The organism is Variovorax sp. V118 (genome assembly GCF_041154445.1).
Classification (GTDB): Bacteria; Pseudomonadota; Gammaproteobacteria; order Burkholderiales; family Burkholderiaceae_C; genus Variovorax; species Variovorax boronicumulans.
Genome location: NZ_AP028663.1, coordinates 664885 through 687882, shown reverse-complemented (window position 1 = coordinate 687882; position 22998 = coordinate 664885). Strand labels below are relative to the sequence as shown.

The 22998-nt window shown below is 67.6% G+C and carries 22 protein-coding genes; 6 read left to right on the top strand and 16 right to left on the bottom strand.

Annotated elements, in window-relative coordinates; genetic code table 11:
- The first annotated feature begins 10 nt into the window (after positions 1-10).
- From ACAM52_RS03135 to ACAM52_RS03125, 3 genes are all read left to right on the top strand, one after another.
- Positions 11-1381 carry a hypothetical protein gene (locus ACAM52_RS03135; RefSeq protein WP_369646095.1) on the top strand — a complete coding sequence of 457 codons (1371 nt, stop codon included), beginning with the start codon at positions 11-13 and terminating at the stop codon, positions 1379-1381.
- Positions 1382-1527: 146 nt separating this feature from the next.
- Positions 1528-3069, top strand: coding sequence for a lysine--tRNA ligase (gene lysS / locus ACAM52_RS03130; RefSeq protein WP_062475499.1), 1542 nt, complete (start codon positions 1528-1530; stop codon positions 3067-3069).
- Between the two features lie 23 nt (positions 3070-3092).
- A complete protein-coding gene (locus tag ACAM52_RS03125) occupies positions 3093-3887 on the top strand; it encodes a class I SAM-dependent methyltransferase (protein WP_369646094.1) in 795 nt (264 codons plus the stop codon).
- Positions 3888-3908: 21 nt separating this feature from the next.
- Here the strand turns inward: ACAM52_RS03125 and ACAM52_RS03120 are convergent, their stop codons facing one another.
- A complete protein-coding gene (locus tag ACAM52_RS03120) occupies positions 3909-5243 on the bottom strand; it encodes a galactosyl transferase GMA12/MNN10 family protein (RefSeq protein ID WP_369646093.1) in 1335 nt (444 codons plus the stop codon).
- Positions 5244-5337: 94 nt separating this feature from the next.
- Between ACAM52_RS03120 and ACAM52_RS03115 the strand changes: the two genes are divergently transcribed.
- From ACAM52_RS03115 to ACAM52_RS03105, 3 genes are read left to right on the top strand one after another with little or no spacing between them, the layout of a single operon-like run.
- A complete protein-coding gene (locus ACAM52_RS03115; RefSeq protein WP_095746459.1) occupies positions 5338-6603 on the top strand; it encodes an Hsp70 family protein in 1266 nt (421 codons plus the stop codon).
- Between the two features lie 7 nt (positions 6604-6610).
- A complete protein-coding gene (locus tag ACAM52_RS03110) occupies positions 6611-7138 on the top strand; it encodes a YgjP-like metallopeptidase domain-containing protein (protein WP_369646092.1) in 528 nt (175 codons plus the stop codon).
- A gap of 19 nt (positions 7139-7157) precedes the next feature.
- The gene (locus ACAM52_RS03105; protein ID WP_369646091.1) at positions 7158-9044 is read left to right on the top strand and encodes a glycosyltransferase; all 1887 of its coding nucleotides are present in this window, start codon (positions 7158-7160) and stop codon (positions 9042-9044) included.
- Here the strand turns inward: ACAM52_RS03105 and nagZ are convergent.
- The 15 genes from nagZ to ACAM52_RS03030 all read right to left on the bottom strand — a co-directional run bounded on the left by nagZ (position 9014) and on the right by ACAM52_RS03030 (position 22994).
- Positions 9014-10111 (bottom strand): beta-N-acetylhexosaminidase, encoded by a 1098-nt coding sequence (nagZ, locus tag ACAM52_RS03100; RefSeq protein ID WP_369646090.1) that lies wholly within the window; start codon positions 10109-10111, stop codon positions 9014-9016. The genes ACAM52_RS03105 and nagZ overlap by 31 nt on opposite strands.
- Before the next feature lie 44 nt (positions 10112-10155).
- Positions 10156-10548 carry a holo-ACP synthase gene (gene acpS / locus ACAM52_RS03095; protein ID WP_056572075.1) on the bottom strand — a complete coding sequence of 131 codons (393 nt, stop codon included), beginning with the start codon at positions 10546-10548 and terminating at the stop codon, positions 10156-10158.
- Entirely contained in the window at positions 10545-11246 is a 702-nt protein-coding gene (locus ACAM52_RS03090) for a pyridoxine 5'-phosphate synthase (protein WP_369646089.1), read from the bottom strand. The genes acpS and ACAM52_RS03090 overlap by 4 nt, the downstream gene beginning before the upstream one ends.
- 97 nt (positions 11247-11343) lie before the next feature.
- The gene (locus tag ACAM52_RS03085; protein ID WP_369646088.1) at positions 11344-12219 is read right to left on the bottom strand and encodes a hypothetical protein; all 876 of its coding nucleotides are present in this window, start codon (positions 12217-12219) and stop codon (positions 11344-11346) included.
- A 44-nt stretch (positions 12220-12263) separates the two neighbouring features.
- On the bottom strand, positions 12264-13037 hold the full coding sequence (gene recO, locus ACAM52_RS03080) for a DNA repair protein RecO (protein ID WP_369646087.1): 774 nt from the start codon (positions 13035-13037) through the stop codon (positions 12264-12266).
- Between the two features lies 1 nt (position 13038).
- Positions 13039-14004, bottom strand: coding sequence for a GTPase Era (gene era / locus ACAM52_RS03075; protein WP_056572080.1), 966 nt, complete (start codon positions 14002-14004; stop codon positions 13039-13041).
- A gap of 7 nt (positions 14005-14011) precedes the next feature.
- The gene (gene rnc, locus ACAM52_RS03070) at positions 14012-14698 is read right to left on the bottom strand and encodes a ribonuclease III (protein ID WP_056572447.1); all 687 of its coding nucleotides are present in this window, start codon (positions 14696-14698) and stop codon (positions 14012-14014) included.
- A gap of 20 nt (positions 14699-14718) precedes the next feature.
- The gene (locus tag ACAM52_RS03065) at positions 14719-15090 is read right to left on the bottom strand and encodes a DUF4845 domain-containing protein (RefSeq protein WP_062475531.1); all 372 of its coding nucleotides are present in this window, start codon (positions 15088-15090) and stop codon (positions 14719-14721) included.
- Between the two features lie 41 nt (positions 15091-15131).
- Positions 15132-16097, bottom strand: a complete 966-nt coding sequence (gene lepB / locus ACAM52_RS03060; protein ID WP_062475534.1) for a signal peptidase I — start codon at positions 16095-16097, stop codon at positions 15132-15134.
- 11 nt (positions 16098-16108) lie between these two features.
- Positions 16109-17920 (bottom strand): translation elongation factor 4, encoded by a 1812-nt coding sequence (lepA, locus tag ACAM52_RS03055; RefSeq protein WP_070062248.1) that lies wholly within the window; start codon positions 17918-17920, stop codon positions 16109-16111.
- 522 nt (positions 17921-18442) lie between these two features.
- Positions 18443-19921, bottom strand: coding sequence for a DegQ family serine endoprotease (locus ACAM52_RS03050; RefSeq protein WP_369646086.1), 1479 nt, complete (start codon positions 19919-19921; stop codon positions 18443-18445).
- Positions 19922-20029: 108 nt separating this feature from the next.
- Entirely contained in the window at positions 20030-21097 is a 1068-nt protein-coding gene (locus ACAM52_RS03045) for a MucB/RseB C-terminal domain-containing protein (protein ID WP_235926396.1), read from the bottom strand.
- Between the two features lie 38 nt (positions 21098-21135).
- Positions 21136-21810, bottom strand: a complete 675-nt coding sequence (locus ACAM52_RS03040) for a sigma-E factor negative regulatory protein (protein WP_369646085.1) — start codon at positions 21808-21810, stop codon at positions 21136-21138.
- 17 nt (positions 21811-21827) lie between these two features.
- Positions 21828-22502 carry an RNA polymerase sigma factor RpoE gene (gene rpoE, locus ACAM52_RS03035; protein ID WP_369646084.1) on the bottom strand — a complete coding sequence of 225 codons (675 nt, stop codon included), beginning with the start codon at positions 22500-22502 and terminating at the stop codon, positions 21828-21830.
- Between the two features lie 9 nt (positions 22503-22511).
- Positions 22512-22994, bottom strand: a complete 483-nt coding sequence (locus ACAM52_RS03030) for a hypothetical protein (protein ID WP_369646083.1) — start codon at positions 22992-22994, stop codon at positions 22512-22514.
- Positions 22995-22998 lie beyond the last annotated feature (4 nt).

Sequence of the window (22998 nt, the reverse complement as noted above, 5' to 3'; positions counted from 1 at the left end):
CCGCTGCGAGATGAGCCCGGCGCCGGTCCGCTTCCACTCGATCCTGCTGCGCGCGGGCACGGAGGCCTTCGCGGACAACCACCGCGCCTACTGCGCCCGCTGGGGCTACGCGCACCGCCTGCACGCCATCGGCACGCCGCACAACAGCGCGCGCACGCTGCTGGTCTACAAGTACAGCGTGGTGAGCGCCGCGCTGGCCGATGCGCCCGACGGCACGCTGCTGGTCTTCGCGGACGACGACGCGGCCTTTCTCGCGCCCCTGCCGGCACCCTCCGTGATCGGCGACGCGACCCACTGGATCGCCGAGAACGAGCACCACCACCGCCCCGAGGGCAGCTGCTTCATGCTGCGCGCCGGCCCCGAGGCCACGGCTTTGGTGGCTTCCGTGCTCGACCGCCTGCGCATCGCGCCCGACGCAGGCACCGACCGCTGGGCACACCGCGAACTCGAAGGCCTTGCGGCCCATCCGCACCACCAGCTCATCGACGGCCGGCACTACCCCAACCTGCTGTTCGCCCGCTTCGGCCACTACCTGCCGGAGGTCTCGGCCTTCGTGCTCTCGTTCAATCCTGCGGTCCACATCGATGTCCAGGACATGCGGGTGCGTGGCCTCTTCGTCGCGCACCTGAACGCGGTGCTCGCGCGCGACGGCCAGCTCTACGACGACCTGCCGCCGGCCCCCACGAGCCAGCCGGACTACGAAGTGCGCAACCCCGGCCGCCCCGTCGCCTTGCTGACCAGCTACACGCCCAACATCGCCGGCTATGCCACGCTGTCGGAACGCAACATCGCCGCGTACGCCGACCACCACGGCCACACCCACCACGTCTACCGCGACCTGCCAGCCGACCTGCGGGGCCGCGTGGCCGGCAACTGGATCAAGCCCCGGCTGCTGCTCAAGCACCTGGCCGAACACGAACAGGTCGCGTGGGTCGATGCCGACATCCTCATCCACGACCGCGCACGGCCGCTCGCGCCCCTGCTGCGTGGCCGGCCGGTGGCGCTGGCGCGCGACGTGTCGGGCTACGAATTCAACAGCGGCTTCATGGTGTTCTCGAACACGCCGGCCTGCATCGCCTACCTGGAGCGCGTGCAAGCGCTGATCGACGCCGTGCAGGACAAGCGCGGTGTCTACGCCTCGGGCGGCGACCAGGCCTTCTTCGTCGCCGCCTGGGCCGAGGCCGGCGGCGACGCGGCCATGCCGCGTTCCGACGGCGTGTCCTTCAATTCGCACCCCGCGCTGTACGACCGCGACAGCTTCATGCTGCACTACATGGGCTACCCGGATCGCCTGCGCACGCTGGTGATGCAGCACGACGCCCAACGGATCACGCACCGCCACGCGGGCACGCCAGACGCCGCGCCACCGCCGAACGGCTGAAAACGTTGAGGGTTAAGCTCCACTTTTGATAGCAACCCTCACAGAACTGACGGGCGCTTCAGGCCGATTCCGCTCAAGGCCGATGGGCTAAAATGCACGGCCCGCGCACACCCTCCCTCTTCTTGCTGCGCCCCCACACGCCTCCCATGTCCGACGAACAACTGCCCTCCTCTTCTCCCACGTCCACGGCCGACGACAACCAGCTCATCGTCGAACGCCGCGAAAAGCTCAAGCTGCTGCGCACGGCGCAGACCGAAGGCAAGGGGGTCGCGTTCCCGAACGACTTCAAACCCGGCCACCGCGCCGCGGCGCTGGTCGAGCAGCACGGTGGCACCGAGCCGGAAGCCCTTGAAGCACAGGCCGTCGCCGTCAGCGTGGCCGGCCGCATGATGCTCAAGCGCGTGATGGGCAAGGCCAGCTTCGCGACCGTGCAGGACGCCACCGGCCGCATCCAGCTGTACGTGACGCGCGACGCCATCGGCGAAGAGGCGTATGCCGATTTCAAGCGCTGGGACCTCGGCGACATCCTCGGTGCCGAAGGCACGCTGATGAAGACCAAGACTGGCGAGCTGTCGATCAAGGTCAGCCGCCTGCGCCTGCTCACCAAGAGCCTGCGTCCGCTGCCCGACAAGTTCCACGGCATGGCCGACCAGGAGCAGAAGTACCGCCAGCGCTATGTCGACCTGATCACCGACGAGTCGGCCCGCGTGCGCTTCACCGCGCGCAGCAAGGCCGTGAGCGCGCTGCGCGAGTTCATGGTGGCCAACGACTTCCTCGAGGTCGAGACGCCCATGCTGCACCCCATTCCGGGCGGCGCGAACGCCAAGCCGTTCAAGACGCACCACAACGCGCTCGACCAGGAGATGTTCCTGCGCATCGCGCCCGAGCTGTACCTCAAGCGCCTGATCGTCGGCGGCTTCGAGCGCGTGTTCGAGATCAACCGGAGCTACCGCAACGAAGGCATCTCGGTGCGGCACAACCCCGAGTTCACGATGATGGAGTTCTACGCGGCCTACTGGAACTACCGCGACCTGATGGACTTCACCGAGACGCTGATCCGCACCATCGCCGACAAGGCCGTGGGCACGCAGCAGCTCACCTACGGCGGCAAGGCCGTCGACCTCACGCAGCCCTTCGAGCGCCTGACGATCCGCGAAGCGATCCTCAAGCACACCGACGCCGGTGATGGCGTGGACGACACCGCCTGGCTCATCAACGCCCTGCGCAAGCTCGGCCTGAGCGAAGAAAAGGACAAGCTCTCGCAGCGCAGCCTCGCGAGCCTGCAGGTCATGTACTTCGAGGAGACCGTGGAAGAGAAGCTCTGGCAGCCGACCTTCATCATGGAGCACCCGACCGAGATTTCGCCGCTGGCACGCGCCAACGACGAGCGCCCCGAAGTCACCGAGCGTTTCGAGCTGTACATCACCGGCCGCGAATTCGGCAACGGCTTCAGCGAGCTGAACGACGCCGAAGACCAGGCCGCGCGCTTCAACGCGCAGGTGGCCGCCAAGGACAGTGGCGACGACGAAGCCATGTTCTACGACCACGACTTCGTGCGTGCGCTCGAATATGGCATGCCGCCCACCGGCGGCTGCGGCATCGGCATCGACCGCCTGATGATGCTGCTGACCGATTCGCCGAGCATCCGCGACGTGATCCTGTTCCCGGCGCTGCGCCGGGAAGGCTGACCCACCCGACGGGGACGCTGTCCGTGACCGACTTTCTCTGGCAAGACCGCGACAAGAAGGAATACGTCTACCCGTTCAACCCCAGGCCCGAGTGCCTGGACATGATCCAGCGTCCTCCCACGGTCGCCCTCGACATCGGGTGCGGCTCCGGTGGCGTGGGCCACGAACTGCGCCGGCGCCACCCCGGCTGCGAACTCTGGGGCTGCGAGTTCAACGCCTCGGCGGCGCAGGTGGCGCGCGAACATTTCGACAAGGTCGTCGAGCAGGACGTGGAAACCGTCGACTTCGCCGCGATGGGGCTCACGCGCCCCTTCGACCTCGTGTGCCTGTTCGACGTGCTCGAGCACCTCGTCAATCCGTGGCAGCTGCTCAGCGGCCTGAAGCGCATCGTCGCGCCGGATGCGCAGATCCTGGTCAGCCTGCCGAACGCGTCCAACCTGCCGATGCTGTACGACGCCATGCGCGGGCATTGGCGCTACACCCACTGGGGCCTGCTCGACTTCACGCACCTGCGCTTCTTCACGGACTTCGATGCGCGCAAGATGTTCTACCAGACGGGCTTTCGCGTGATCGACCACCGGCTCGACTACCTCGGCGAAGGCCGCGGCATCTACGAGCGCCACCAGGCCGAGCCCTTCCCCCTGGTGCTGACGCTGGGCGGGCTCTCGCTGCAGGTCGCATCGGCCGACGACCTGGCGCGGCTGTGCGCCGATCGCAACCTTTATCTGCTCAGCCCGCACCACGGCGACTTCTGCGACGACAGCGAGCGCGAGATGGCGTCGAACAGCTATCCGACGACCTACACCTTCGGCGGCTGAAGCGCGGCGCGTGCCGCCCGCTCAGCCCAGGCGCTTGGAGCGCGCGTCGACGTCCGCCATGTACACCGACCGGTAGGGCTCCCCGAGCCCCACGAAGTGCACCAGCAGGCTGTCGCCGCCTGCCAGGTGTGGCGGCGTGTTGATGCTCAGCAGGTCGGTCACGACCGCATCACCGATCAGGCCGTGTTCGCCCAGCACCACGTTCGTGTAGTACTGGTCGCCCTGGCTGGCGTACACGGTCGATTTGTCGTCGACGCCGGTGATGCGCTCCCACAGCTGCGTGAGCAGTTCGAGGTTGCGCTCGGTGTGGCGGAACCCCATCACGCCCGAGTTGACGTCCCACGCGCCGATGTCCTTGGCGAACAGCAGGTCGCGGCCTTCGAGCAGCGGCTCGATGCATTGGGTCTGGTTGACGAACAGCGTGTCGGCGTCGATCCACACCACCCACTGGTGCTGCGCGAGATGCCGCTTCACGAGCCAGCTTTTCACCCAAGCGCCGCTGATCGACGGATCGAGCTCGCCCGGGATGGCGCGGTAGACGTGGTAGCCGTACCCGTGCCGCTCGCAGTAGCGCCGCACGTTGTGCTCCGACACGCGCGCGTAGTCGTTGATGTGGTGCGTGTAGAGCGTGACGAAGGCAATGGGCGCCTGCGGGTGGACGCATGAATAGGCGTCTTCCGAGATCGCCGGGTAGGCCGGCGGCGGCAGCACGGGCTCGCCGTCGATCAGCGCCGCGTTCACCCGGCGCACCAGCAGGCGCTGCAGGTTCGCGTCGTGCAGCAGCTCTTCCACCACGCGACCCTCGGCATCCAGCTCCACCAGGGGCGCCAGGTGCACCACGAAGATGCGGGCGGTGAACCAGTTCGCGATGCGCCACGAGACGTTCACGTAGCAGTCGCCGATGAGCCCGTTGCACGACAGCATGCCGGCCGGACGCAGCAGCGCCGCGGCGTCGAGGCGGGGCGTGACGCGCGCCACCACCTGGCTCGCCGCCCGGATGAGCGCATGCAGCAGCGCGCGGTTGGCCGCCGTGTTGCGCAGGATCATCAGGTTGCACAGCGGCAGGCCCTTGGGTCCGTCCACCACAAGCAGGTCGCGGCCTTCCAGGAGCGTTTCGACAGCCACCGGGTGGAACACCACCGAATCGCCGTCGAGAAAGAGCAGCCAGTCGCCTTCGTCGAGGCCGCGCAGGCGGCGCAGCATCTCGGCGTACTTGGCGCAGTCGCGCAGTGCCGGATGCCCGGCGCCCTCGCTCTCCACCCAGGCATGGGGGTAGCCGAAACGGCGGCAGTAGTGGCTGTGGTTGCGCAGCACCGGCTCGTCGAGCCGGTCGAAGAAGGTCAGGCACAGCGGCATCGACGGCGTCCGGGTGGGGTGGTCATTGGGGCGCAGTCTATCGCGCGCTCCGGCCGACCCTCTACACTCTTGGGCCCTCCGATTTCCTGCTTGAATGAATCCCTTACGCACCCCGGCCATCGGCATCGATTTCGGCACTTCGAATTCCGCGGTTTCCTTTGCCTCCCCCGGCGAGGCCGCGCGCCTGCTGCCCATCGAGGGCAGCGCCACCACGCTGCCGACCGCCCTCTTCTTCAACGCCGAGGACCGCAGCACGCACTTCGGCCGCGACGCCATCGCGCTGTACCTGTCCGGCGTCGAAGGCCGGCTCATGCGCTCGCTCAAGAGCCTGCTCGGCAGCCCGCTGATGCAGGAAAAAACCGCCGTCTACGACGGACTGGTCAGCTTCGAGGACATCATCGCGCGCTTCCTGCACGAGCTGGTGACGCGCGCCGAACGCGAGCTGGGGCAGCGCCCCGAGCGCGTGGTCATCGGCCGCCCGGTGCATTTCGTCGACGACGACGCCAAGCGCGACCAGCGCGCCGAGGAAAGCATGCGCCACGCCGCGCGCGCCGCCGGCCTGCGCGACGTGTCCTTCCAGTACGAGCCCATTGCCGCAGCCTTCGACTACGAGCAACGCGTCACGCGCGAGTCGCTGATCCTGATCGTCGACATCGGCGGCGGCACCTCCGACTTCACCGTGGTGCGCCTGGGCCCCGAGCGCATGGCGCGCGCCGATCGCGCCGACGACGTGCTGGCCACCAGCGGCGTGCACATCGGCGGCACCGACTTCGACCAGCGCCTGAACCTGGAGCGCGTGATGCCGCTGCTCGGGCTGCGCCACCTCGGCCCGAGCGGGCGCGAGGTGCCCAGCAAGGTGTTCTTCGAGCTGTCATCCTGGCACCTGATCAACTGGCTCTACGCCCCGAAGGCGGTGCGCCAGGCGCGCGAGCTGCGCACCAGCTACAGCGACCGCCAGCTGCACGACCGCCTGATGACGGTGCTCGAGGAGCGCCACGGCCACCGCATCGCCAGCGAGGTCGAGCAGGCCAAGATCAACGGCTCGGTCAGCGACGCCGAGGTGCAGATCGACCTGTCGTGCATCGAGGCGGGGCTGGCCTCGGCGCTGACGCCGACCGACATGGCGCAGCAGCTCGCGGCACCGCTGGAGAACGTGGTGGCCTGTGCCCACGCCTGCGTGAAGCGCGCCGGCCTGCGCAGCGGCGACCTCGACGCCATCTACCTCACCGGCGGCTCGTCGGCCCTGCGCCCGTTCCAGCGGGCGCTGCGCGCGAGCTTCGCGGGCGTACCGCTGATCGAAGGCGACCTGCTCGGCGGCGTCGCGGCCGGGCTCGCCTACTCGGCGCGCACGGCGGGGTGAGCCGCAGATGAAGTACCTGTCCGCGTACCCGCCCGCGCTGCTGGCGCAGGTGAGCGAGCTGATGGCCGCCGACAAGCTCGGCGCCTTGCTGCGCGGACGCTACGCCGGCCTGCACGACATCCGCACCGACCGCGCGCTGTACGACTACGCCTGCGAGCTCAAGGGCGAGTACATGCGCAAGGCCGAGCCGCTGGCCAAGGCCGTGTTCGACAGCAAGCTGCATGTGGTGCGCCATGCGCTGGGCACCCACACTACCATCGCGCGCGTGCAGGGCAGCAAGCTCAAGACCAAGCGCGAGATCCGCGTGGCCAGCCTGTTCAAGACCGTGCCGCTCGAATGGCTGCGCATGATCGTCGTGCACGAGCTGGCCCACACGCGCGAGAAGAACCACGACAAGCCCTTTTACGCGCTGTGCACGCACATGGAGCCCGAGTACCACCGCTTCGAGTTCGAGCTGCGCCTGTACCTGACGCACCTGGAGGCGGGCGGTGCGCCGCTGTGGCCCGCGGCGGTGGGCGCGCCGGCCGCGGACTGACCCGGTACAGTCGTCGCCCATGACCCTGCCACGGCTGCACTTCACGTCACTGTCCGAAGACGCGGTCTGCGGCGACATCGTGCGGACCTACCGCCTGGCGGCCGAGCGGCTGGGCTACCCGACGAGCTACACGCCGGCGAACATCGACCCCGGCGCGATCAACATCCTGTTCTTCTTCTGGAACTTCCCCTGGAAGAGCCTCGCGCCGTTCCACCCGAATTGCATCGTCGTCAACTTCGAACCGATGGTCGAAGGCACGCATGCCTGGAACGACCGCTACCTCGACCTGCTCCCGCGCTGCTACCTGTGGGAGTACAGCAAGACCAACTTCCATCGCCACCGCGAGCTCGGCTACCAGCACGCCGACTACGTGCCGCTGGGCTGGGAGCCCGACGCGGCCCGCATCCTGCCGTTGTCGGAAGTCCTGCCCGAGGAGGAGCGCGACATCGACGTCTGCTTCTTCGGCTCGTTCACGCAGCGTCGGATCGACGTGCTGGAAGCGCTGATGGCGCGCGGCCTGCGCGTCGAGATGACGCGCGGCGGATTCTGGACCCAGGCCGAGCGCGAAGACCGCATGCGCCGCGCCAAGGTCATGCTGAACCTGCACAACTGGGAAGAGTCCCGCGTGGTCGAGACGCCGCGGCTGTCGATCCTGCTGCGCCATCGCAAGGCCGTGGTCTGCGAGCTCTACCCCGACAGCGAGATCGACCCCGCCTTCCGCGATGCGGTGGTGGGCGTGCCCTACGACCAGCTGGTCGACACCGTGGTCGCGCTGGTCGCCGATGCGCCGCGCCGCGCGCAGCTCGAACGCGACGGGCTCGACACGCTCGAGCGGGCCTTCGCGCCGCCGGACATCGGCCCCGCGCTCGAACGCTACTTCGCCTGGCGCGCCCAGCAGCCCGACCGCGTGCCGCCCGTGGCGATGCCGCGCGTGTCGGTCTGCCTGACACCCGACGGCAGCGGTGATGACTGGCTGCAGGACCTGCGCGACTGGACGACACAAGCCGACGTGGCGCTGGAACTGGTCGTGGTGGCGGCAGGCCTTCCCGCAGCGGCCGAAAGCGAGGCGCGCGCCATCGCCCCCGACCTGCGCTGGATCGCGCTGCCCGTACCGTGCGACCGCGCCACCTTGCGCAACCTCGCGCTCGCACAAGCCACCGGCGAGCACGTCGTCTTCGCCGATGCGAGCGACCGCGCCCTGCCCGGCCGCCTGCAGCGGCAAGCTGCACTGCTCGCCGCCTGCCCGGACCTGGACATCGTCGGCTGCTGGAGCGAGACGCCCGCCGGGCCGCTGAAATACGCCCAGCGGCACGACGAGATCGTGGCCGAAGCGCTGGGCCCCGAGCCGCTGCGACTGTCGGCCTGCCTGGTCCGCCGCCGCTTCCTGGAACGCACCGGCGTGCGCCACGACCCCGAGTTCGCGGTGCACGACGGCCTGCAGATGCTGTGCCGCTGCATCGTGGCCGGCGCGCACTTCGCTGTCATTCCGGAGGTGCTGCATCGCCCCGCGCCGGCCGCGCCGCCAGCAGACCTCGCGCACGCCGCCTCGCTCGCCATGCGCGCGCGGCGCGCGGTGCTGCGTCACCTGCTGCCGCGCAACCGTGTGGAAGACATCGACCTCATAGCCCAGCTCTACGCGCACCTGTGGCCGCCGCAGCGCGACTTCGCCGAACAGCTGCTGCGCACCGTGGCGCAGGCCTGCGCAGCGTCCGCCGGCACGCTGCGGATCGACGCTGAAATGCTGACGCGCGCGCTGCGCACCGAAACCCTGCGGCTGCTGCAGGTGTTCTTCCAGGCCGGCCTGGCCGACAAGCCCTGGCTGGAGTCGCTGTTCGAGACGCCCGAGGTGGCCGCCTTGCTCGGCCCCGCGGCGAATCAGCTGCCGGTGCGGCCCTTCCGCGACTGAGCGCCGGCCAGCAGGCGTTGCGCCTGCACGTAGCGCGCCGAGGCCGTGAGCGCCTGCCAGTCGAGCGCTTCATCGCCCGGCAGCAGCGACCGGCGCCGCGCCTCGCTGGCCGCATCGCCCTGCCAGCGACCATCGGCCGCCGCGGCGGTGAAGCCGTCGAGCATCTCGTCCAGCGGCCGGCCCTCGCCGATGCTCTGGTTGCACAGCAGCGCCAGGTCGCAACCCGCCGCAAGCGCCGCCAGCACCGCGTCGGTGTAGCTCAGCAGCTGGCCGTCGATGTAGCGACCGGCCTCCATGCTCAGGTCGTCGCTGAACACCGCGCCGTCGAACGCAAAGCGCTGGCGCAGGATGTCCTTCAACCATTTTTCAGAGAAACCCGCCGGCCGCTTGTCGACCTTCGGGTAGATCACGTGCGCCGGCATCACGGCCGCGAGCGTGCCGCCCAGCCAGTCGTAGGGCCGCGCGTCGTCGGCCAGGATGGCCTTCAGGCTGCGCCGGTCGACCGGGATCTCGACGTGCGAATCGGCCTGCACGAAGCCATGCCCCGGAAAGTGCTTGCCGCAGTTGCGCATGCCCATCTGCAGCATGCCGTGCATCACGCTCTTGGCGAGCAGCGCGACCACGCGCGGGTCGCGGTGAAAGCTGCGGTCGCCGATCACGCTGCTGCCGCCGTAGTCCAGGTCGAGCACCGGCGCGAAGCTGAAGTCGACGCCGCAGGCGCGCAACTCGCCGGCCAGCACCTGCCCGGCCGCAGTGGCGACCTGCGTAGCGCGCAGGGCATCGTGCATCCACAGCTCGCCCAGGCTGCGCATCGAGGGCAGCCGCGTGAAGCCGTCGGTGCGAAAGCGCTGCACGCGCCCGCCTTCGTGGTCGACGCAGATCAGCAGATCGGGCCGGATCGCCTTGATTTCGGCGTTCAGCGCGGTCATCTGTGCGCGGTCCTGCCAGTTGCGGGTGAAGTGGATCACGCCGCCCACGTGCGGGTTGGCGAGGCGCCGGCGGTCGGCGGCGGTGAGTTCGGTGCCGGCCACATCGATGAGGAGCGGCGCGTGGTTCAGTTCGGTCATGTCTGTCGATCGGTCGGCAAGGCGCAACGGCGCCGGAGATTCGTTCAGGCCTTTTCCACCACCACGAAGCTGGCGGCGTACTCGGTTTCGTCGGTGACGGTCACGTGCGCCGTCAGGCCCTGCGCCTCGAACCAGTCTTTGAGTTCGCCGTGCAGCACGATCACCGGCTTGCCGCTGCGCAGGTTGGCGATCTCGCACAGGCGCCAGCTCATCGGCATGCGCATGCCCAGGCCGATGGCCTTGCTGAAGGCCTCCTTGGCGGAAAAACGCGTGGCAAGGTAGCTCAGGCCGCGCTTGGGCCAGCGTGCGGCACGGGCCTGCCAGATGGCGAACTCGGCGTCGCTCAGCACCCGGCGGGCGAAGCGCTCGCCCTGGCGCTCGAAGGTGGCCGCGATGCGACGCACGTCGCAGATGTCGGTCCCGATGCCGTAGATCATGCGGCGTCGGCGATGCAGCGCAGGTAGTCGCGCGTGGTCGCGGCGTACCCGAGTTCGAGCGCATCGGCGACGAAGGCATGGCCGATCGACACCTCGTGCACGCCGCGCACCGCGCGCAGGAACGGCGTGAGGTTGTCGCGGCTCAGGTCGTGGCCGGCGTTGACGCCCAGGCCCGCCGCATGGGCGGCCTGCGCCGCGGCCACGTAGCGCGCGAGCACGGCGGCTTCCTGCGGCGTGCCGCGCGAGGCGGCGTAGCCTTCGGTGTAGAGCTCGACGCGGTCGGCGCCCACGGCCTTGACGGCGGCCATCATCTCGGGGATCGGGTCCATGAACAGGCTCACACGCACGCCCAGCGCCCTGGCTTCGGCGATCAGCGGGCGCAGGCGCTCGGCGTCTTCGGGGAAGCTCCAGCCGTGGTCGCTGGTCGACTGGGTTTCGCTGTCGGGCACGAAGGTGGCCTGGTGCGGCTTGAGCTCGCGCACGAAGTCCATCAGGTTGTGGAAAGGGTTGCCTTCGATGTTGAACTCGATGGCCGGCCAGTCCTTGGCGAGCAGTTCCGACAGGTCGCTCACGTCGTGCGCGCGGATGTGGCGCGCGTCAGGCCGCGGGTGCACGGTGATGCCCTGCGCGCCCGCCGCCAGGCAGGCCTGGGCAGCGCCCACCACGCTCGGGATGCCGAGGTGGCGCGTGTTGCGCACCAGGGCCACCTTGTTGAGGTTGACCGACAGGGCCGTGGTGGTGCGAGGAGGGAGGACGAGGTATCGCTCATGGACGCAATCGCTTTCTTCTCTTCGTTCATGCGCCGCCCGCGCCGGCCCGGAGGTCGTCGGTGGGGGTGACGGCAAGCCAGTGACAGTAGCCGCCGAGCGTCGTCCTGTCGATGTCGCCGGGCGCCATGTGGTCGTAGGCGCCGGCACGGAAATGATGCTTGGACCAGTACTGGTCGGTGTGCCAGCCGTGGATGTGCAGCACGTCGCCACCCAAGGTGCGGTCGGCGTACGGCAGGTGGTCGAGCAGGCCCAGCGAGCAGCGTTGGGGGTAGGTGCGCCGCAGCGCCAGCTCGCCGGCGTACATGGTGAGCACGTTCTTGCACCAGCCGGGCCACTCGCCCTGGAAGTCGCGAAACTCTTCGTCGAGCAGCTTGTGGCAGTAGTCGAGTTGGGCTTGCACGAAGTTGCCCACGAACTCGGTCGGCCCGAGCACCGAGGCGCCCACGTTGTGCAGCCCCGAATGCGGAAAGCCCCAGCGCGCACTGCACTCGGACAGCTTACGGCGCACCTCTTCCTGGTACGCGTAGGCGCCGAAGCCGAAGCACAGGCCGGTCGGCTCGAAGCTGGCCAGCGCCGGCGTGACGAAGGTGTCGCAGTCGGTCTTGAGGATCGCGTCGTAGTTGCGGCACACGGCGAGCACCGCCGGGTCGCACAGGTTCGCGATCGAATTGATGTAGCCGTAACCCGCCCACTCGGCGTGCTGGTCGGCGTAGGGCAGGCCCGGAATCACGACGACGCGGTCGTCGGTGGGCAGCTGCGCGATGACGTTCGGGTGGCACACAGCGATCAGCTCGCCGCCGCGCGCGAAGACGCCGGAGACGATCATGCTCCGGTACAGCCAGTGGAACTCGTCGACGATTTCTTTCTTGTCGTCGACGTAGACGAGGACACCCAGACGCATGGCTTCGGTTCTCAGGTTGGCGTTTCGATCGATCGTGCGCCGGGCTAGAGCGCTTGCAGGTCTCTCATCATCTGCCGCGTGCGCAGCGTGGTCACGCCGCAATGGTAGTTGAGCAAGGCCCGCAGCTGGTTGCGCAGGGCACTGTTGCTGCCGGCGTTCATCGTCGCGACCTCGCGCAGGGTGGCGGTGAACGGGGTGCGGTCGTCGAGCACGCTCTGCAGCACCTGCCAGTCGGCGCCGGCCAGCGCAGCCTCCTCCTTGGCCGCCTGGCGCAGGCCGGCTTCGGGCACGAGGGTGTAGCGCGTGCGGGCCGCCAGCGGCTCCAGGGTGAGCGTCTGCACGTCGAGCGAGGGCAGCAGGCCGACCGAACGCAGCAGCAGCAGCTCGAAGGCGCGCAGCGCGGCGGCCTGCGTCGCGGCCTGGGCGCCCGCGTGGTCGCCGGCCAGCACCTGCACCACGCCGGCGTAGGCGTCGAACAGCGCCTCGTGCGCGTCGTCGCGCGCCAGCAGGCGCAGCAGGAGTTCGTTGACGTAGTAGCCCGAGAGCAGCGCCTCGCCGGTCGGCATGACGTGGCCGCCCATCCATTCGGCGCCCTTGAGCGTGCGGATCTCGGCGTCGCCGCCGTAGTTGAGCTGCAGCGGCTGCAGCGGCAGCAGCACGGGACGGAAATTGGAACTCGGCCGCTTCGCCCCCTTGGCCACGAGCGCGATGCGCCCGTGGTGGCGGGTGAAGACTTCGAGGATCAGGCTCGACTCGCTCCAGTCGTAGCGATGGAGCACGTAAGCCGGTTCATGCGAAACGCGATGAGCGGCAGCCACTTCATTCGTAGCCGAAGGAGCGGACGCGCGCCTCGTCGTCGGCCCAGCCCGAACGCACCTTCACCCACAGCTCGAGGAACACCTTGGCGTCGGCCAGCTTCTCGAGCTCGACGCGGGTTTCCATGCCGATACGCTTGATGCGCTCGCCCTTGTCGCCGATCACCATGGCCTTGTGGCCGTCGCGCTCGACCACGATGGTGGCGGCAATGCGCAGCAGGCGCTTCTGGCCCTTCTTCTGGGGCGGCTCTTCCTCGAACTTGTCGATGATGACGGTCGAGGTGTAGGGCAGCTCGTCGCCCGTGAGGCGGAAGAGCTTTTCGCGCACCAGCTCGCCGGCGAGGAATTTCTCGCTGCGGTCGGTGAGCTCGTCTTCGTCGTAGAACCAGGGCTGCTCGGGCAGGTATTTCTCGCAGATGCCGAACAGGCGCTCGACGTCCTTCGCGTTCTTGGCCGACATCGGCACGAACTCGGCGAAGCTGTGCTTGGCCTGCATCGTCTGCAGCCAGGGCGCGATGTCGCCGCGGCGGTGCACGTTGTCCAGCTTGTTAGCCAGCAGCACCGTGGGGATGCCCTTGCCCAGCAGCTTGAGCACGCGCTCGTCGGCCGGCGTGAAGCTGCCGGCCTCGACCACGAACAGGATCAGGTCGACGTCGCCGACCGCGCCCTGCACGGTCTTGTTGAGCGACTTGTTCAGCGCGTTGGCATGCAGGGTCTGGAAACCCGGCGTGTCGACGAACACGAACTGCGTGGCGCCCAGCGTGCGCATGCCGGTGATGCGGTGGCGCGTGGTCTGCGCCTTGCGCGAGGTGATGCTGATCTTCTGGCCGACCAGCGCATTGAGCAGCGTCGACTTGCCCACATTGGGCTTGCCGACGATGGCGATCAGGCCGCAGTGCTGCGGCCCGGTGGCAGGCGTGTCGCCTGCGGTGTCTTCGGGTCCCGCTGCGGGATTGGTTACATCGTTCATTCTGATTTCACGCGGCGCCGCGTGCCTTGAGCCGGATCAACATGGCGGCCGCGGCAGCTTGCTCGCCGGCGCGGCGCGAGCCGCCGATGCCGCGCTCGCGAAGGCCCAGCTCGGGCACCTCGCACTCGACATCGAAGGTCTGCTTGTGCGCTGCACCCAGCGTCGCTGCCACGCGGTACACCGGCAGCTTCATTTTGTGGCCCTGCAGCCATTCCTGCAATTCGGTCTTCGGGTCTTTCGCGGCGGCTTCCATGCGCGGATTGATCTCGACCGCCTCGTAGAGCCGGTGCACCAGCGCCTGCGCGGCGGCGAAGCCGGCGTCCAGGTAGACCGCGCCGATCAGCGCTTCGAGCGCGTCCGCCAGGATGGAAGGCCGGTTCGGGCCGCCCGAGCGGGCCTCGCCTTCACCCAGGCGCAGCAACGGCGACAGCGCCAGCCCCAGCGCGAGCCGGTGCAGCGTGTCCTGCTTGACCAGGTTGGCCCGCACGCGCGACAGGTCGCCCTCGGGCAGTTCCGAGAGGCGGATGTACAGCAGATGCGAGACGGCCAGGTTCAGCACCGAGTCGCCGAGAAACTCGAGGCGCTCGTTGTGATCGGCCGAGAAACTGCGGTGCGTGAGCGCGAGCTGGAGCAGGCGCGGGTCCGAGAACGTGTACTGAAGGCGCGCCTGCAGCGCGACGAGGCTGCCGTCCACCTTCTTGTTCGACACCGCGGTCAGCGGGACGCGCCCTTGTATTTGAGCGTCAGGTAGGCCGGCCCGAACAGGGGGATCTCGCGCTCGTACGCATACGACACGACGACCTTGTCGCCCACCTTCTTGATCTCGAGGTCCCGGCCGCTCACCGACTTGAAGTCGTCGATGGCCTGGGCGCGGTCGAAGATCGCGCGGATCTCGGGCACCGTGGCGCCTTCCTTGGCCTTGTTGGCGGCCTTGTCGATGGCCTGCCATTCGATCAGCGTCGGAATGACCTGCGCGACGACAACGCCCACGCAGCCCAGCACCGCCGCGACGAACACCAGGCCGATGAACGAGATGCCGCGCTGGTGCGCGGCACTGCCACGGACGGACCGACTGTTGGTTCTCATGCCCTCTTACCCCTCGAACAGTAACGTTGACTGTTGATTAATTATTGAAACGGACCGATGCGACCGAGATCGCCGAAGTTCATCCAGACGAAGAAGGCCCTGCCCACGATGTTCTTGTCCGGTACGAATCCCCAGAAACGGGAATCGGCCGAATTATCGCGGTTGTCGCCCATCATGAAATAGTTGCCTTCGGGCACCTTGCACACCACGCCCTCGACCGAGTAGCGGCAGTTCTCGCGGAACGGGAAGTCGCTGGCACCCGGCACGAAGGCGGGGGCGTTCTCGTCGTTGAGGATCTTGTGCTGCTTGCCGCCGAGGTCTTCGTCGAACTGCTTCAGGATGCGCATCGACTCGCCATCGAGGTAGTCGGCGATCGGGGCCTTGCCCACCGGCTGGCCGTTGATCGTGAGCTTCTTGTTCAGGTAGGCCACCTCGTCGCCCGGGATGCCGACCACGCGCTTGATGTAGTCCATGCTGGGCTTGGGCGGGTAGCGGAACACCACCACGTCGCCGCGCGCCAGCGGCGTGCCGTCGGTGAGCTTGGTGTTGACGACCGGCAGGCGCAGGCCGTAGGTGAACTTGTTGACCAGGATCAGGTCGCCGGTCAGCAGCGTGGGCATCATCGAGCCCGAGGGAATCTTGAAGGGTTCGTACAGGAACGAGCGCAGCAGGAACACCACCAGGATCACCGGGAACAGGCCCGCCGTCCAGTCGAGCCACCAGGGCTGCATCAGCAGGCGTTCGCTGGCCTTGGCGTCGGTGGTGTCGACCTGGGTGATGCCCTGCCCCGCCAGCCGCGTGTTGCGTTCAGCGATGGAGCTCTCGAGCGTGGCGGCGGCGCGTTCGCGCTGCGGCAGGAAGTAGAAACGCTCGGCCAGCCAGTAGACCCCGGTGACCACCGTGGCCACGAACAGCAGCAGCGCGAAGTTGCCTTCGAGCGCGCCGAAATACCAGGCGCCGACGTAGCTGGCGAACGCCGCGAGAACCAGGGTGGTGAGGTATGCCATGTTCGTGGTGATCAGTCTTCGACTTGCAGAATCGCGAGGAAGGCCTCTTGCGGGACTTCGACGGAACCGATCTGCTTCATTCTTTTCTTGCCCGCCTTCTGCTTCTCGAGCAGCTTCTTCTTGCGGGAGATGTCGCCGCCGTAGCACTTGGCGAGCACGTTCTTGCGAAGTGCCTTGATTGTCTCACGCGCAATGATCGTGACCCCGATGGCCGCCTGGATCGCCACGTCGTACATCTGGCGCGAAATGATCTCGCGCATCTTCGACACCACCGCGCGGCCGCGGTACTGCGACTGGCTGCGGTGCACGATGATCGACAGCGCATCGACCTTGTCGCCGTTGAGCAGGATGTCGACTTTCACCACGTCGGAGGCGCGGTACTCCTTGAACTCGTAGTCCATGGAGGCGTAGCCGCGGCTCACCGACTTCAGCTTGTCGAAGAAGTCGAGCACGATCTCGCCCAGCGGCATCTCGTAGGTCAGCATGACCTGGCGGCCGTGGTAGGCCATGTTCAGCTGCACGCCACGCTTCTGGTTGGCCAGCGTCATGACGGAGCCGACGTATTCCTGCGGCATGTACAGGTGAACGGTGACGATGGGCTCGCGGATTTCCGCCATCTTGCCGACGTCGGGCATCTTGGACGGGTTCTCGACCATGATCACTTCGCCGTCGTTGCGCACCACCTGGTAGACCACGCTGGGCGCGGTCGTGATCAGGTCCTGGTCGAACTCGCGCTCCAGGCGCTCCTGCACGATCTCCATGTGCAGCAGGCCGAGGAAGCCGCAGCGGAAGCCGAAGCCCAGCGCCTGGCTCACTTCGGGTTCGTATCGCAGCGACGAATCGTTGAGCTTGAGCTTCTCGAGCGCGTCGCGCAGCGAGTCGTACTCGCTGGCTTCGGTCGGGTACAGGCCCGCGAACACCTGCGGCTGGATTTCCTTGAAGCCGGGCAGCGCCTCGGTGGCCGTGGCGGCGGCGCCACCGGTGCCGGGCCGGATCAGCGTGACCGTGTCGCCGACCTTGGCCGCCTGCAGTTCCTTGATGCCCGCGATGATGTAGCCCACCTCGCCGGCTTCGAGCGACGCGCGCGCTTCGTTGGCGGGCGTGAAGACGCCGATGCTGTCGGCGTTGTACATCGCACCCGACGCCATCATCTTGATGCGCTCGCCCTTCACGAGGCGGCCATCGACCACGCGCACCAGCATCACGACGCCGACGTACGGGTCGAACCAGCTGTCGATGATCATCGCGCGCAGCGGGCCGTCGGGATTGCCGCGCGGTGCGGGCATGCGCGCGACGATGGTCTCGAGGATGTCGTCGATGCCGACGCCGGTTTTTGCGGAGCACGGAATCGCGTCGGTCGCGTCGATGCCGATCACGTCTTCGATTTCGGTGCGCGCGTTGTCGAGGTCTGCGTTCGGCAGATCGATCTTGTTGAGCACCGGGATCACTTCGACGCCGAGGTCGAGCGCGGTGTAGCAGTTGGCCACCGTCTGCGCTTCGACGCCTTGCGATGCGTCGACAACGAGCAATGCGCCTTCACATGCCGACAGCGAGCGGCTCACTTCGTACGAGAAGTCGACGTGGCCCGGCGTGTCGATCAGATTGAGGTTGTAGACCTGTCCATCGCGTGCCTTGTAGTGCAGCGCGGCGGTCTGCGCCTTGATGGTTATCCCACGCTCTTTTTCGATGTCCATCGAGTCGAGCACCTGCGCTTCCATCTCGCGTTCCGCGAGGCCGCCGCAACGTTGGATCAAACGGTCTGCGAGCGTCGACTTGCCATGATCGATGTGCGCAATGATCGAAAAATTTCTGATGTGATTCATCAACGGGAACGCTTAAGTACTTGAATTGGCTCGGGCGCCGAGGGGCGGGGCCAAGAAAAAAGGGCGCGTCTTCTGGAGACGCGCCCTGAACCAACAAGCAATGGCAACTGCAGTAGTTGGAACTTCATTGTAGGCAAAAAGGGAAGCACGTACATCCGGGAACAGGGTCCAAAGGGCTCGTTGCAGGTCCACAACATCAAAGATACTCACAACTTATCAACAGGATCGGTGGAGCAGTAGCTGAACAACTTGTGGGCGATCTGTGGAGCACCGGTGGACGGCTGTGTGACATCTCGCATCGTGAAGGCCATCGCCCTCTTTATGCGCTGACTGGCCGCCAGGAGCTGTCTATTCTACCGAAATTCGTCCTTAGCCCTTTTATAAGTTAGTGATCGCAAACAAATCTTGGCGTTTTCAAGGCCTCGGATTTTTTTAGAGGCCGGCGCCGAAGCGTCGTAAACACCTCGAAAAAATGGCCCCAAACCCGACTGCCGGGTGGGGCCACTTGACGCCGCCGCCGTATCAGCGTGCGGGTCGGATCAGGGCGTACTGCGCCCAGTCGCCCCGGCGGTAGAGCACGCTCAGCGACTTGGCCTTGTCCGCCTTGGCGACCGCTGCCTCGAATTCGCGGGCATTCGCCACCTCGAGATTGCCCACCGCGAGGATGATGTCACCCTCACGCAGGCCGGCCCGTGCCGCGGCGTCGTTGGCGGCATCGACCTTCACGCCGCCCTTCAGCTTGAGCTCTTTCTTCTGTGCATCGCTGAGGTCGCTGACCGCGAGGCCGAGCGACTTGAGGGCCGCGGAAGCAGACGGCTTCGCAGCCGGCTCATCGCGGTCGGTTGCGCGCTTGGCGGGCTTGTCGGGCTCGATCTCGGCGATGGTCACGCTGAGGTCGCGCGAGCTGCCACGGCGGAACACGGTCAACGTGCTCTTGGTACCCGGCTTGGTGTTGCCCACGAGGCGCGGCAGGTCGCTCGGCTTCTCGATCGCCTTGCCGTCGAACTTGGTGATGACGTCGCCCGGCTCCACGCCGGCCTTCTCGCCCGGCGAACCGGCTTCGACGCCGCGCACCAGCGCGCCCTGCGCCTTGCCCAGGCCGATGGCCTCGGCCACGTCCTTCGTGACCTGGTCGATCTGCACGCCGATGCGGCCACGCGACACGCGCCCCGAGGTGCGCAGCTGCTCGCTGACGCGGATGGCCTCGTCGATCGGGATCGAGAACGAGATGCCCATGAAGCCGCCCGAGCGCGAATAGATCTGGCTGTTGATGCCCACCACTTCGCCGCGCATGTTGATCAGCGGGCCGCCCGAGTTGCCGGGGTTGATGGCCACGTCGGTCTGGATGAACGGCAGGTACTCGCCTGTGTCGCGCTGCTTGGCGCTCACGATGCCGGCGGTGACGGTGTTCTCCAGGCCGAAGGGCGAGCCGATCGCCATCACCCACTCGCCCACGCGCAGCTTGGAGATGTCGCCCACCTTCACCGCGGGCAGGCCCGTGGCTTCGATCTTCACCACGGCCACGTCGGTGCGCTTGTCGGCGCCAATGATCTTGGCCTTGAACTCGCGCTTGTCGGGCAGCGTGACCAGCACCTCGGAGGCGTCTTCCACCACGTGTGCGTTGGTCATGACGTAGCCGTCGCCCGTCAGGATGAAGCCCGAGCCCACGCCGCGCGGACGCTCTTCTTCCTGCTGCGGACGGTTCGGGCGCGGCCCCTGGCGCGGCGTGCCCGGCAGCGGCTGGCCGAAGAAGCGACGGAAGAACTCCTGCATCTCCTCGTCCATCTCGCCGTTGCCGCCGCCGCGCTGCGCGACCTTCTCGACGGTGCGGATGTTGACCACGGACGGACCGACCTGGTCGACCAGGTCGGTGAAGTCGGGCAGCGTGCGCGTCTGCGCATGCACCGACTCGACCGGCAGGAAAGTGGCGCCGGCCGTCATTGCCAGCGCAAAGGCCAGCAGACCGGAACGAAGCTTGTGTCCCTCGACTTTGAACATCATCGGTTGTCTTTCAAAAAGAACAGAGCTGCAAATAACGACAGAGGCTATGAGTACCCGGCGCCGGCTTGGTTCAGCCCGAACGCCTGCACGGCGTCAGCCCATCGCCCGTCAGCGCGTGCGCGCGAGGCTCTGGGCAAAGGCATTGAGCGTCTGCTGCGGCACCTCGCCGACCGCGGTCAGCCACCAGTCGCTGGCCGGTGCGGGCAGTCGCCGGCGGATCGCGTTGGTGGCGCCGATGGTCAGCACGCCGTCGCCCGGCGTGCGCGTGGGATCGTAGCGTTCGATGAAGAGCGAGACCGTCGCCAGGCCATCGGAGAAGGTCCACTGGACGGTGGTCGCCTCGGGCTTGGGCGGCTTGCCGTCGCCGGCGGGCAGCGCGGGGCGTCGGAAGAAGCTTCGGGGCTTGAATCCGGCCACGGGTGTGCGCAGCATCCAGCCTTCGTCCTGCGCCGTGCTGCGCTCGAGTTCGAGCTTCTCGATGCGGTAGCCGCTCGTGTTGGCCATCATCTGCGCCAGTGCCTGCGCCTTCACGGGCGCATCGAGCTGCAGCTCGGAGAACGCCGACTGCTCGACCACGCGGGTGTCGCTGTCGACGGTCTGGAGCTTCACCACGAGGCCGGAGCGGCGTTCGCTCCAGATGCGGTAGCCGAAGCGCAGGCCGTCGCGCGGCACCAGCTGCACCACGTCGGCATCGAAGCCCGCGACGCGGTCCTTGCCGATGGCGCGCACGTCGTAGTAGTCGCCCACCGACGAATCGGGCTTGTCGGGCAGATTGGGGAAGAGGTCGAGGTTCTCACGCTTCTCGACCTTCACGACCTTCGCCTCGGGCAGGAAGGTCATCACGTTGCGGTTGCGCCGGAAGGTCGAGCGCGGCGGGCCCGACAGCGCTTCGATGCGCTCCAGCTGGTGATCGCCGTCGCGCACATGCCAGATGCGCGCACTCGACAGGTCGCCACCTGGCGCCGACACCACGAAGGTGCCCACGTAGCTGCGCTGCCGTGCGCCCGCATGCATGCGCTGCAGCCACTCGGTCACGCCCATGGCCGGCGGTTCGTCGGTCTGCGCCGAGGGCACGCTCTTCGTGTTCGCCGCACCGTAGCGGGTCTGCGCGGTGGCCATCTGCCCCAGGCAAAGAACAGCAAACGCGAGCACCAGGGTGCGTGCGGAAATCGGCATGTGAACAACGGTCATTGCAGGCGGCGACGGTCGCGCAATCAGCGCGTGGGGCCCTCGAAGGTGGCGTTGCGCAGGAAACCGGACGGCATTTGCGATGCACCACCGGCCTGCTGGTGGGCTTCGAGCAGCTGGTCAAGGCGCGGATCGCGCAGCATGACCTGCGGATTGCCATTGCCGACCAGCACGCGGGTCGGCGTCAGGGAGCCGTTGCCCGGCAGCTCGCTGCCACCGGCCGCGGCCGCCAGCACCGAGTTCGCCACGGGCGGTTGCACCGCCGCCAGTTGGGCACCGCCGTTGGGCACCGCGGCACCGTTGCCGACCAGCGTCCAGCTGATGGCCGCCACGGCCATCAGCGACGCAGCGCCGGCCACCAGCTTCCAGCGGAACACCGGCTCGTTGGCCGCCTCGGCACGCTGCCGCACGGGCATCGCAGCCGGCACGGCGGCCAGGGGGGCCACGGACGCGGGCGGAGCGATCACGACAGGCTCATCGGCGAGCCGCTGCTGAAAACGCGCCAGGAAGGCCGAGGTGTCGCTGCAGCGCGAATGCGCCGACGAGCGCAGCACATCGCCCACCACGTGGTAGGCGTGCCAGGCGTCGCGCGAGTCGTCCTCGGCGCAGACGGATTCGATCGCACGCGCGAACGCCTCGCCCTGCAAATGGCCGTCCGCCAGTGCGGACACCTGTTCCCGAACCGTCATCGTCTGATTCATGTCATTCACCTGCTGATCTACCAACGCTTGCCGGACTGGTTGTCCAGCAGCGGCTTGACCCTGGCCGAAATGGCCTCGCGCGCCCGGAAAATACGCGAGCGCACCGTGCCGATCGGGCAATCCATGACCTCGGCAATCTCTTCGTAACTCATCCCCTCGATCTCGCGCAGCGTGACCGCCTGGCGCAGCTCGGTGGGGAGCGCTTCCATGGCAGCCTCGACGGCACTGGCGATTTCGTTCGCCGCCATGACCGATTCGGGGGTTTCATCGCTGGTTGGTTCGTTTCCAGGACGGTAAGTTTCATCTTCGTCGTCCGAGGACGAACGCAATGCGCTTTCGGAGACGGTCGGATCGCGCTTCATGTCCACGAGCGCCTTCTTGGCGGTGTTCACTGCGATCCGGTACAGCCAGGTGTAGAACTGCGCCTCGCCACGGAATTGGTGCAGCGCGCGGTAGGCGCGAATGAAGGTTTCCTGGGCGATGTCCTCGATCAGGTCGACATCGCGCACCATGCGTCCGATCAGGCGTTCGATGCGACGCTGGTACTTGATGACCAGCAACTCGAACGCCTTCTGGTCGCCCGCGACGGTGCGCTGGACCAGCTGGAAGTCGACCTCACCCGGTCGCGACGCCTCGGCCGCCCCATCGGGCGGCGCGGACTCCGGGGGCGCGGGCGGCAAGGAAGTGGTCATCGAAACGGGTCAGGGCGCATCGGCCGGAGCGGTCGCGCGCCAGGGGTCGCCAGCCGGCTCGGCCGCCGGGGGCCGCGCGTAGACCGCGCGGCGCACGTCGCGCCAGCGCTCAGGCATGGCCCGCTGCTCGAGCCAGACCCAGCGCGCAGCACGGCCAGGCTCGGCCAAGCGGATCAGCAGCAGCGACTGGAAATCAAGCGCCACGATGGCGCGTGCAGCAAGCACGCCGCGCGACGGATCGGCACCGGTCAGCGACCAATGCGATCCGTCGAAGTGCAACGTGGCTGCACCGTCCCGCCGCAGGCCAAAGCCCGCGGCGACACCGGAAAAGACGACGCTGAGGAGCAGCAGCAACTGGCGCCAGCCATTGCTATCGAACAGATAGCAGGCCGCGCCCGCGCAGCAAACGCCCAGGATCCAAAGAGCCAGGAGAATCCGGGTTGCGCCGCGGGTGCGCCCCACCGGATAGGTCACCGACGGTGCGCTGTGCATGGGA